General features: G+C 57.1%; 6 protein-coding genes. All 6 read left to right on the top strand.

The features are described 5' to 3' along the window. The first annotated feature begins 54 nt into the window (after window positions 1-54). The 6 genes from hrpB (at window position 55) to fhuB (ending at window position 11,382) form a co-directional block, all read left to right on the top strand. Complete coding sequence (gene hrpB / locus WFN87_RS08340; RefSeq protein ID WP_336982871.1) at window positions 55-2,490, top strand: ATP-dependent helicase HrpB; 2,436 nt, start codon at window positions 55-57, stop codon at window positions 2,488-2,490. Between the two features lie 150 nt (window positions 2,491-2,640). Beyond that, window positions 2,641-5,199, top strand: a complete 2,559-nt coding sequence (gene mrcB, locus WFN87_RS08345) for a bifunctional glycosyl transferase/transpeptidase (protein ID WP_008460368.1) — start codon at window positions 2,641-2,643, stop codon at window positions 5,197-5,199. Between the two features lie 254 nt (window positions 5,200-5,453). After that, window positions 5,454-7,661, top strand: a complete 2,208-nt coding sequence (fhuA, locus tag WFN87_RS08350; protein ID WP_336982873.1) for a ferrichrome porin FhuA — start codon at window positions 5,454-5,456, stop codon at window positions 7,659-7,661. A 48-nt stretch (window positions 7,662-7,709) separates the two neighbouring features. After that, the gene (gene fhuC / locus WFN87_RS08355) at window positions 7,710-8,507 is read left to right on the top strand and encodes a Fe3+-hydroxamate ABC transporter ATP-binding protein FhuC (protein WP_336982874.1); all 798 of its coding nucleotides are present in this window, start codon (window positions 7,710-7,712) and stop codon (window positions 8,505-8,507) included. Beyond that, window positions 8,507-9,409 (top strand): Fe(3+)-hydroxamate ABC transporter substrate-binding protein FhuD, encoded by a 903-nt coding sequence (gene fhuD / locus WFN87_RS08360; RefSeq protein WP_336982875.1) that lies wholly within the window; start codon window positions 8,507-8,509, stop codon window positions 9,407-9,409. Before fhuC ends, fhuD begins: the two co-directional genes overlap by 1 nt. Continuing rightward, window positions 9,406-11,382, top strand: coding sequence for a Fe(3+)-hydroxamate ABC transporter permease FhuB (fhuB, locus tag WFN87_RS08365; RefSeq protein WP_336982876.1), 1,977 nt, complete (start codon window positions 9,406-9,408; stop codon window positions 11,380-11,382). Before fhuD ends, fhuB begins: the two co-directional genes overlap by 4 nt. The last annotated feature ends 103 nt before the right edge of the window (window positions 11,383-11,485 follow it).

Below are 11,485 nucleotides of genomic sequence, written 5' to 3' on the forward strand. Positions count from 1 at the left end.
TTTGGCGGGATGCTACAATGCGCGACTGCCGATGTTAACCCTTTGGAGCCGTTTGTGTCCTCATTACCGGTTGCGGCCGTACTGCCGGAAGTGCTGAAAGCGCTCGAGTACGCCCCGCAAGTATTGCTCAATGCCCCTACCGGCGCAGGTAAATCTACCTGGCTGCCGCTGCAAATCCTTCAGCAGAGTAAGCTGGAAGGCCGCATTCTGCTGCTTGAACCTCGTCGCCTTGCCGCCCGCAATGTTGCTCAGCGACTGGCCGAGTTATTGGGTGAGAAACCGGGTGAAACTGTCGGCTACCGGATGCGAGCTGACAGCTGTGTGGGGCCAAACACCCGGCTTGAGGTGGTGACCGAAGGGATTCTAACGCGGCTTATCCAACAGGATCCCGAGCTCAACGGTATTGGGCTTGTGATCCTGGATGAATTTCATGAGCGCAGTTTACAGGCCGATCTCGCCCTGGCGCTGCTGCTGGACGTGCAGGCCGGGCTTCGCGATGACCTTAAAATTCTGATTATGTCGGCGACGCTGGACAACCAGCGTCTGCAGCAATGCCTGCCGGATGCACCGGTGATTACCTCTGAAGGTCGTGCTTTCCCGGTTGAGCGCCGCTACATGGCTTTGCCAGCGCATCAGCGCTTTGATGACGCAGTTGCCGCCGCCGTGGCCGGGCTGCTGCGTGAAGAGTCAGGATCTCTGCTGCTGTTTTTACCCGGCGTGGGTGAAATTCAGCGTGTACAGGAACAACTCAAAGAGCGAGTGCCGAGCGATGTTCAGCTTTGCCCGCTGTACGGCGCTTTACCTTTGAGCGAGCAGCGTAAAGCGATTCTGCCCGCCGCGGCGGGAACCCGGAAGGTCGTACTGGCGACTAACATTGCCGAGACCAGTTTGACCATTGAAGGCATTCGCCTGGTGGTGGATGCGGCGCAGGAACGCGTCGCTCGCTTTGACGCTCGTACCGGGCTGACCCGGCTGGTCACTCAGCGTGTGAGTCAAGCCTCAATGACCCAGCGGGCCGGACGCGCCGGGCGTCTGGAGCCGGGTATATGCCTGCATCTGATCGCCGCCGACCAGGCCGAACGTGCGGCGGCCCAGAGCGAACCGGAAATCTTACAAAGCGATTTATCCGGCCTGCTGCTGGAGCTATTGCAATGGGGCTGCCAGGACGTGCGCCAGCTAACCTGGCTTGATGCGCCGCCGGAGGTCAACCTGGCGGCAGCTCAACGTCTGCTACGTCAGCTAGGGGCCGTTGACGAGCAGCAACGCCTGACGGCAGAAGGGCAAAAAATGGCGAAAATGGGTAACGACCCGCGTCTTGCCTCAATGCTGGTGACGGCCAAAACGCCGGATGAGCAGGCCACAGCTGCGTGGCTGGCTGCAATCCTGGAGGAACCGCCGCGTACTCAGGGTGGCGGCGATTTGCGGTCACTTTTCGACAGCAGGAACGGTAACTGGCGGCAGCGCGCCGCTCAGTTGCTGAAAAGAATAAATGCCCGAAGCGGGGAGCCGGATATCTCGCTAGCCATGCCGCTGCTGGCCAGCGGGTTTGCCGACCGTCTCGCCCGGCGGCGCGGGGCAGAAGGTCGCTATCAGTTAGCCAACGGTATGGGCGCGATGCTGGAGCAGGATGACGCCATGACGCGGCATGAATGGCTGATAGCGCCGCTTTTGCTGCAGGGCAGCCAGTCGCCGGATGCCCGCATCCTGCTGGCGCTGCCGCTGGATGTTGAAGAACTTGTCGTTCGTATCCCGCATCTGCTGACGGAAAGTGATTCGGTGGAATGGGATGAAGAGCGGGGCGCGTTAAAAGCCTGGCGGCGGCGTCAGATCGGCAAATTAGTGGTGAAAACTCAGCTGTTAGCGAAGCCTTCCGAAGAGGAAATGCAGCAGGCGATTTTAAACGGTATTCGTGAACGCGGGCTGGGCCTGCTGGAGTGGTCCGTTCCGGCTCAGCAGCTGCGGTTGCGCCTGAGCTGCGCGGCTCGCTGGCTGCCGGAGCAGAAATGGCCTGCGGTGGACGATGACTCCCTGCTGGCAAAGCTCGAAGACTGGCTGCTGCCGGAAATGCGCGGCGTGCATTCGCTACGTGCGTTGAAAAATATCGACCTTAGCCGGGCGCTGGGCAACTTGCTTGACTGGCCAATGCGTCAACGGCTGGATAGTGCCCTGCCAACTCATTACACTGTGCCGACCGGAAGCCAGATTGCGATTCGCTATGACAGCGAAAATCCGCCGGTACTGGCGGTGCGTATTCAGGAAATGTTTGGTGAAGCACAGACGCCTTGCATCGCCGAGGGGCGCGTTCCGCTGGTGCTTGAGCTATTATCTCCGGCGCAGCGGCCGTTGCAGATCACCCGTGATTTAACGGCGTTCTGGAACGGGGCCTGGCGCGAAGTGCAAAAAGAGATGAAGGGACGTTACCCGAAGCACGTCTGGCCGGACGATCCGGCGAATACTGCCCCGACGCGCCGGACGAAAAAGTATTCCTGATACCTTCTTCCAATGGGAGAGGGAGCAAGCATGAAAAGGCATTCTTGAAAAGAATGTCCGGTTGTTTTTTTTTGAGAGATTTCTTCTTTCGTATTACGCGGAAGAACGGAGAATCGGGCCTTTGCGCCTGAACTTTTGTGGAGAAGATGCATGGCGGGGAATGACCGCGAGCCTATTGGACGTAAAGGAAAACCAACGCGTCCGGCGAAAGAGAAGGTGAGCCGTCGTCGACTCAAGGAAGAGGAGTATGACGACGAGTACGAAGACGATGATTACGAGGACGAAGAACCTATGCCGCCGCGTAAAGGAAAAGGTAAGGGGAAAGGCTCGGGCCGCCCGTCGAAAAAACGCCGTTTCTTCTGGCTGTTGGTGAAGCTGGCGATCATCTTCTTTGTGGTGCTGGTTATTTACGGCGTGTACCTCGATCAGCAGATCCGTAGCCGCATTGACGGCAAAGTCTGGCAGCTTCCGGCGGCGGTCTATGGCCGCATGGTAAACCTTGAGCCAGATATGCCTTACAGCAAAGCGGAGATGGTGAAGCTGCTGGAAGCGACGCAGTACCGGCAGGTGTCGAGCATGACGCGCCCGGGCGAGTTCACCGTGCAGGGGAACAACATCGAGCTGATTCGCCGCCCGTTTGACTTCCCGGACGGTAAAGAAGGGCAGATTCGCGCTCGCCTGGTGTTCGACGGTGGCCATCTGGAATCCATCCAGAACATGGATAATAACCGCAGCTTCGGTATCTTCCGCCTCGACCCGCGGCTGATCACCATGCTTTCTTCGCCAAACGGCGAGCAGCGCCTGTTCGTGCCGCGTTCCGGCTTCCCGGATCTGCTGGTGGACACGCTGATTGCTACCGAAGACCGCCATTTCTATGAGCACGACGGGATCAGCATTTACTCTATTGGCCGCGCCGTTGTCGCTAACCTGACGGCCGGACGAGCGGTGCAGGGCGGCAGTACGCTGACTCAGCAACTGGTGAAAAACCTCTTCCTGAGCAACCAGCGTACGCTGTGGCGTAAAGCCAACGAAGCCTACATGGCGCTGATCATGGATGCTCGCTACGACAAAGATCGCATTCTTGAGCTGTATCTGAACGAGGTGTACCTCGGCCAGAGCGGCGACGATCAGATTCGTGGCTTCCCGCTGGCCAGCCTGTATTACTTCGGCCGCCCGGTGGAAGAGCTTAGCCTCGACCAGCAGGCGCTGTTGGTAGGTATGGTGAAAGGGGCATCGCTGTATAACCCATGGCGAAATCCGAAGCTGGCGCTTGAACGTCGTAATCTGGTCCTGCGCCTGCTGCAGGAACAGAAAGTTATCGATCAGGAGCTGTACGACATGTTGAGCGCGCGTCCTCTGGGCGTGCAGCCTCGCGGCGGCGTGATTTCGCCACAGCCAGCCTTTATGCAGATGGTGCGTCAGGAGCTTCAGGATAAGCTGGGCGACAAGGTGAAAGACCTGTCCGGCGTGAAGATCTTCACCACCTTTGACTCCGTGTCTCAGGATGCGGCAGAAAAAGCAGTGACCGAAGGCGTTCCTGTGCTGCGTGCTTCCCGTAAGCTGAACGACCTGGAAGCGGCGATGGTCATTGTTGACCGCTTTACCGGTGAAGTTCGCGCGGTCGTCGGCGGCGCGGAACCGCAGTTTGCGGGCTTTAACCGTGCGCTGCAGGCTCGTCGCTCCATTGGCTCGCTGGCAAAACCGGCCACTTATCTGACGGCGTTGAGCCAGCCGGATAAGTTCCGCCTGAACACCTGGCTTGCCGATGCCCCGATTGGCATCAAACTGTCGAATGGCCAGGTCTGGTCGCCGCAGAACGATAACCACCAGTACAGCGGGCAAGTGATGCTGGTGGATGCGCTGACGCGTTCGATGAACGTGCCAACCGTAAACCTGGGGATGACGCTGGGCCTGCCGGCCATTACCGATACCTGGACCAAGCTTGGGGTACCTAAAGACCAGCTTAATCCCGTGCCGGCGATGATTCTGGGGGCGCTGAACCTGACGCCTATTCAGGTTGCGCAGGCGTTCCAGACGATTGCCAGCGGCGGGAACCGCGCCACGCTTTCCGCGCTGCGGTCGGTGATTGCTGAAGACGGCACCGTGCTGTATCAGAGCTTCCCACAGGCGGAGCAGGCGGTGCCTGCGCAGGCCGCTTATCTGACGCTGTTTGGTATGCAGCAGGTGGTGGCTCGCGGTACAGGCCGTGCGCTGGGCGGGAAATACCCGAACCTGCATCTGGCCGGGAAAACGGGGACCACCAACAACAACGTGGATACCTGGTTTGCCGGCGTTGATGGCCGTGAAGTGACCATTACCTGGGTAGGACGTGATAACAACCAGCCAACCAAGCTGTACGGTGCCAGCGGCGCAATGTCGCTGTATCAGCGTTATCTGTCAAACCAGTCGCCGATCCCGCTGGATCTGACCCAGCCGGAAGATATCGTGGACATGGGCGTCAACGGCGCGGGTTACTTCATGTGTAGCGGCGGTGGTGACCGTGTGCTGCCGGTCTGGACGACGAACCCGAGCGCGCTTTGCCAGCAAAGTCAGCAGGAAGAGCAGTCGGCTAATCCATTCAGCCAGGCGCCAGCAGGCCAGCAGCCGCAGCAACAACCGCAGCAGCAGCCTCAGCAGCAACAGCCCGCTCAGGAACAGAAGAGCGACGGCGTTGCCGGCTGGATTAAGGACATGTTCGGCAGCAATTAAGCCTCGCTTCACTTACAAACCTCTCCCTAACCGGGGGAGGTTTTTTTTGCTTTTTTGTCCGCCATAACGCGTTTCTTATCTTAAATTTCACGCCCAATTAACACCGCATAAACCATCTGGTTATTTCTTATTCCCTTAATAAGCTTGAGGGTGTGAGGCGCTTGCTATGCAGCCAGCGTTTCGTCTATTATCCTGCGGGCATAATAATAATTATCGTTTACGTTATCATTTACCACTTCACCAGAGAAAATATCATGGCGCGTTCACTCCCAGGTCAGCCAGCCACAAACCCTGTCCGTAAGCTTGCCCTGTTTGTGGCGGCGGCGGTGGGCACCGTCAGCGTTAATAGCTTCGCGGCGGACACCGGCACGACCAAAAAAGAAGACACTATTACCGTTTCAGCCGCCGCAGTGCCTGCCGAAAGCGCATGGGGGCCATCGCCAACCATCGCCGCTAAACGCAGCGCCACGGCGACCAAAACCGATACCCCCATTGAAAAGACCCCGCAGTCTATTTCGGTGGTGACTCGTGAAGAGATGGACACCCGGCAACCGCAGACGGTAAAAGAAGCTCTTGATTACACACCAAGCGTGTTCTCTACTCGTGGGAGCTCTTCAACTTACGACGTTGTATCTATTCGTGGTTTCACCACATCATCTACTGTAAATACGAACCAATATTTGGATGGGATGAAGTTGCAAGGGGATAACTATTCCGAAGCTTCTATGGATCCATATTTCCTGGAGCGTGTTGAACTGCTCCGTGGCCCTGTTTCTGTGCTTTATGGTAAAAGCCATCCTGGTGGCGTAGTTAGTATGGTCAGCAAACGTCCAACGACTGAGCCGTTGCACGAAATTCAATTTAAAATGGGTACCAACAACCTGTGGCAGACAGGTTTTGATTTCAGCGATGCGTTGGATGATAGTGGTGAGTTTTCCTACCGCCTGACAGGGCTGGGCCGTAGTCAAAATGCTCAGCAAGATATGGTTAAATCCAACCGCTACGCTATTGCTCCATCCTTTAGCTGGCGTCCTGATGACAAAACAGATTTCACTTTCCTAAGTAATTTCCAAAGCGATCCTAACGCAGGTTATTACGGCTGGCTTCCTCGTCAGGGAACTGTTGTTCCTTATGTTGATGCCAATGGCAACTCTCACAAATTACCAACGGATTTCAATGAAGGTGAGAGAGACAACAAAATGTCTCGTCGCCAGCAAATGGTTGGATATAGCTTTGCGCACGAGTTCAATGATACCTGGACGGTTCGCCAGAATCTGCGCTACACGCGAATCCATACGCTTTATGATTCCGTATACGGAAATGGCTATATCGCGCCTGGACAAATCAGCCGCGCTTATGTTCGTTCTGACGAAGATCTTAGTAACTTCTCTGTAGATACTCAGGCACAGGCTAAATTTGCCACAGGAGCTGTTGACCATACTCTGTTAACCGGTGTGGATTACATGCGTATGCGCAACGATATTGATGCTCTATACGGTTCTGCTGACCCGCTCAACATGAGCAATCCGCAGTACGGTAATGCGAACGTTGTGGCTAACTTCCCTTATGCAGTAATTAACCGTCAACAGCAGACGGGGCTTTACATGCAAGATCAGGCGGAGTGGAACAAGTTTGTTCTGACGCTGGGGGGACGGTACGATTTTGCTAAAACTTCCACCTTTACTCGCTCATCCGGCACGTTAGCTGAAGTAAGTGATAACCAGTTCACCTGGCGTGGTGGTCTTAATTATCTGTTTGATAATGGTATTTCTCCTTACGTAAGCTATAGCGAATCCTTTGAACCGGTTTCAGGCTCTACTAAACAAGGTAAGCCATTTGATCCGTCTAAAGGGAAACAGTATGAAGCTGGCGTGAAATATGTACCAAAAGATATGCCAGTCACCGTCACCGCTGCCGTTTATCAGCTGACGAAAGATAAAAATTTAACCGTAGATCCTAACGATAATGCCTTTAGTGTTCAGGGGGGAGAGATTCGTTCTCGTGGCTTTGAACTTGAAGCTAAAGCTGCTGTTAACGCAAATATCAACCTGACTGCCGCTTATACATACACCGATGCTGAGTATACGCATGACACACTGTATCAAGGTAAGCGTCCGGCAGAAGTTCCACGTAACATGGCCTCTCTCTGGGCTGATTACACCTTCCACGAAACTGCTCTGAGCGGGTTCACGTTCGGGGCTGGTGCTCGTTATGTTGGGGCAACCTCGAGCTTCTATGCTTCTGGCCCACAGGTTAATAACACCTTTAACGTGCCAAGTTATACGGTTGCCGATGCTATGGTTAAGTATGATCTGGCTCGATTTGGTTTACCTGGCTCTTCCGTCGCTGTAAATGTCAACAACCTGTTCAACCGTGAGTATGTTTCAAGTTGCTATCGTGACTATGCATGCTATTGGGGCGCTGAGCGTCAGGTGGTTGCTACCGCGACCTTCCGCTTCTAACTTGTCTCCCGGGCACGGTTCGCCGTGCCCTTCACTAAGATGGCTACCATGCAGGATAAACAGCTTCATCCCGACACGACTTTTAGCCTCACTGATGTCACGTTTCGCGTGCCCGGCCGCACGCTACTCCATCCGCTATCTATCACCTTCCCGGTGGGCAAAGTCACTGGCCTGATTGGCCATAACGGCTCCGGTAAATCGACGCTGCTGAAAATGCTGGGTCGCCACCAGAAACCTTCTGAAGGTGAAATTCTGCTGAACTCACAGCCGCTGGATAGCTGGGGCAGCAAAGCTTTTGCCCGGCAGGTGGCCTATCTTCCCCAGCAGCTTCCTGCCGCTGAGGGTATGACGGTGCGTGAGCTGGTGGCGATTGGCCGTTACCCGTGGCATGGGGCTTTAGGGCGCTTTGGCGTGGCTGACCGTGAGCTGGTGGTTGAGGCAATCAGTCTGGTAGGGCTGAAGCCGTTTGCGCATCGTCTGGTGGACAGCCTGTCCGGCGGCGAGCGCCAGCGGGCATGGATCGCCATGCTGGTGGCGCAGGATAGCCGCTGCCTGCTGCTGGATGAGCCGACGTCTGCGCTGGATATCGCTCATCAGGTGGACGTGCTGGCGCTGATCCATCGTCTTAGCCAGGAGCGCGGCCTGACGGTGGTTGCCGTTCTGCACGACATTAATATGGCTGCGCGGTACTGCGACAATCTGGTGGCGCTACGCGGTGGCGAAATGATCGCGCAAGGGACGCCGGAAGCCTTAATGCAAAGTGATACGCTGGAGCATATCTACGGTATTCCGATGGGCATCCTGCCGCACCCGGCGGGGGCTGCGCCGGTGAGTTTTGTTTATTGATGAGCCGTATGAATGACTTTATTTTAACCCGTCGCCGCCTTTTGGCGGCGATGGCGCTTTCACCGCTGCTGCTAAAATTACCTGCCGCGCAGGCGGCGGTGCCGGATGCAAAACGCATCATCGCCCTGGAATGGCTGCCCGTTGAGCTGATGATGGCGCTCGGCGTCACGCCGATGGCCGTCGCCGACATCCCTAATTACCAAATCTGGGTGAACGAACCTAAGCTGCCAGAAGGCGTGATTGATGTTGGCCTGCGCACCGAACCTAACCTCGAGCTGATGGCGCAGCTAAAACCATCGCTGATTCTCTATTCTGCGGGCTACGGCCCTTCGCCGGAAAAAATCACCCGTATCGCCCCTGGGCTTGGGTTCAATTTTAACGATGGCTCCGGCAAGCCGCTGGATATTGCGCGTAAATCGCTCATTCAACTGGGGGATACGCTGGGTATGCAGCAGGCCGCCAGTCGGCATCTGGCCGAATTTGATGCGTTTATTGCCAGCATGAAGCCTCGCTTTGCCGCGCGCGGCAAACGTCCAGTACTGCTGATGTCATTTTTGGATAATCGCCATGCGCTGGTGGTGGGCAAGCACAGCTTGTTCGAGCAGGTGATGGATTTGCTGGGGGTGAAGAATGCCTGGCATGAAGAAACGAACTTCTGGGGGACGGCGGTCGTTGGGATTGAACGCCTGGCGGCGATAAAAGACGCCGATGTGCTGTGCTTCGACCATAGAAACGAAGCGGTGGCCCGCCAGGTGACGGCCACGCCGCTGTGGAAAGCGATGCCGTTTATCCGCCAGAACCGTTTTCAGCAAGTTCCCGCCGTCTGGCTTTATGGCACGACCATGTCGGCTATGCACTTTGCCCGCGTGTTGGACGACGGCCTGAGGAGCCTGGCCCGATGAGACGTCACGTTATTTTCCCCGCCAGCCTGCTGCTGGTGCTGTTTGTTTGTGCGCTGTGGCTGACGCTGCATAACATGCATGGCGTCTTACCCTCTTCGCAGTGGCGCAGTGCTTTTATCCAGCCTGACATCGACAATGTTCAACAGATGCTGTTTCACTTTAGCCTGCTGCCGCGTCTCGCAATATCGCTGTTGGTTGGTGCCGGGCTGGGTCTCGTCGGCGTGCTGTTCCAGCAGGTGCTGCGCAATCCTCTGGCGGAGCCGACAACGCTTGGTGTAGCCAGCGGGGCTCAGCTTGGCGTCACGGTTGCTACGCTTTGGGTGCTGCCGCTGGCTGCCCAGCCCTTTGCGGCGCTGATTGGTGCGGCGGTCGTAGGCCTGCTTGTCTTTGGCGTTGCCTGGGGCAAGCGGATGTCGCCGGTCACGCTGATTCTTGCGGGCCTGGTGCTGAGTCTTTATTGCGGCGCGGTCAACCAACTGCTGGCTATCTTCCACCATGACCAGCTTCAGAATATGTTCCTGTGGAGCACCGGATCGCTCAATCAGCAGGACTGGAGCAGCGTTGAAAGTCTGTGGCCACGCCTGCTGGGCGGCCTGCTGCTAACGCTGCTGTTGCTGCGTCCGTTGACGCTGATGGGACTGGATGACGGCGTGGCGCGCAATCTGGGCCTGGCGCTTTCTCTGGTACGGCTGGCGACGCTGGCGCTGGCGATTGTGATCAGTGCTCAGTTGGTTAATGCGGTCGGGATAGTCGGTTTTATCGGGCTGTTTGCGCCGCTGTTGGCCAAAATGCTGGGGGCTCGGCGCCTGGTTGCTCGTTTGTGCCTGGCTCCGCTCATTGGGGCGCTGATTCTCTGGCTGTCTGACCAGGTTGTGGTCTGGCTTTCCAGCGTATGGGGCGAAGTCTCTACCGGGACGGTCACCGCGTTGATTGGCGCGCCTATCCTGCTGTGGCTGCTGCCGCGTCTGCGCACCAGCGGTGCGCCGTCCATGAGCGCCGGAGACCACGTTCAGGCTGAACGCCAGCGTGTACTGTTTTGGATCGCCGCTGGCCTTGGCATTCTGCTGCTGGTGATTGCCGCTGCGCTGGCGCTGGGACGTGATGCTGATGGCTGGCGCTGGCTAAGTGGCGCGCTCTTTGACGATGTGCTGCCGTGGCGCTGGCCGCGCGTTATGGCGGCTTTGACCGCGGGCGTGATGCTGGCGGTTGCGGGCTGCCTGATCCAGCGGTTAACCGGCAATGCGATGGCCAGCCCGGAAGTCTTGGGCATTAGCTCCGGCGCGGCCTTCGGCGTGGTGCTGATGCTGTTTATTGTGCCGGGGAATGCGTTTGTCTGGCTGCTGCCGGCGGGCAGTCTTGGTGCGGCGGTCACGCTGCTGATCATCATGATGGCTGCCGGACGAGGTGGTTTTTCACCTCAGCGTATGCTGTTGGCCGGGATGGCGCTCAGCACCGCCTTTACCATGCTACTGATGATGCTGATGGCAAGCGGCGATCCGCGTATGGCGACGCTGCTGACCTGGATTTCTGGCTCGACGTATAACGTTACAGGCGAGCAGGCAGTCAGAACGTTGGGTGTTATGGTTGGGCTGTTAGCCATCACGCCGCTACTGCGCCGCTGGCTGGTAATTTTACCGCTGGGCGGTGCCACCGCACGGGCGGTGGGAATGGCGTTAACACCATCGCGCTTTGCGCTGCTGTTGCTGGCGGCAACGCTTACCGCCACGGCGACGTTAATCGTCGGCCCGCTGAGTTTTGTCGGGCTGATGGCGCCACATATTGCTCGCATGCTTGGCTTCCGCAGGGCAATGCCGCAGATAGCGATGGCCGGGATTTTTGGCGGGATGTTAATGATTCTGGCGGACTGGTGCGGCAGGATGATTCTGTTCCCGAATCAGGTGCCGGCGGGGCTGCTGGCGACGTTTATCGGTGCGCCTTATTTCGTTTATTTGCTGAGAAAGCAGGGGCGGTAACCCCTCACCCTAACCCTCCCCCCAAAGGGGAGAGGGAACTGAAAAGAGCATAAATCTGCTGTTTTCCCCCTCGCCCTAAGGTGGTGAGGAAACAGTATCGAGC

It is taken from the genome of Cedecea sp. AS113 (assembly GCF_037152415.1).
GTDB lineage: Bacteria > Pseudomonadota > Gammaproteobacteria > Enterobacterales > Enterobacteriaceae > Cedecea.

Coding starts and splice junctions, on each gene's coding strand:
- fhuC (WP_336982874.1), top strand. CDS start 7,710: ATGCAGGATAAACAGCTTCATCCCGACACGACTTTTAGCCTCACTGAT.
- fhuB (WP_336982876.1), top strand. CDS start 9,406: ATGAGACGTCACGTTATTTTCCCCGCCAGCCTGCTGCTGGTGCTGTTT.
- fhuD (WP_336982875.1), top strand. CDS start 8,507: ATGAGCCGTATGAATGACTTTATTTTAACCCGTCGCCGCCTTTTGGCG.
- mrcB (WP_008460368.1), top strand. CDS start 2,641: ATGGCGGGGAATGACCGCGAGCCTATTGGACGTAAAGGAAAACCAACG.
- fhuA (WP_336982873.1), top strand. CDS start 5,454: ATGGCGCGTTCACTCCCAGGTCAGCCAGCCACAAACCCTGTCCGTAAG.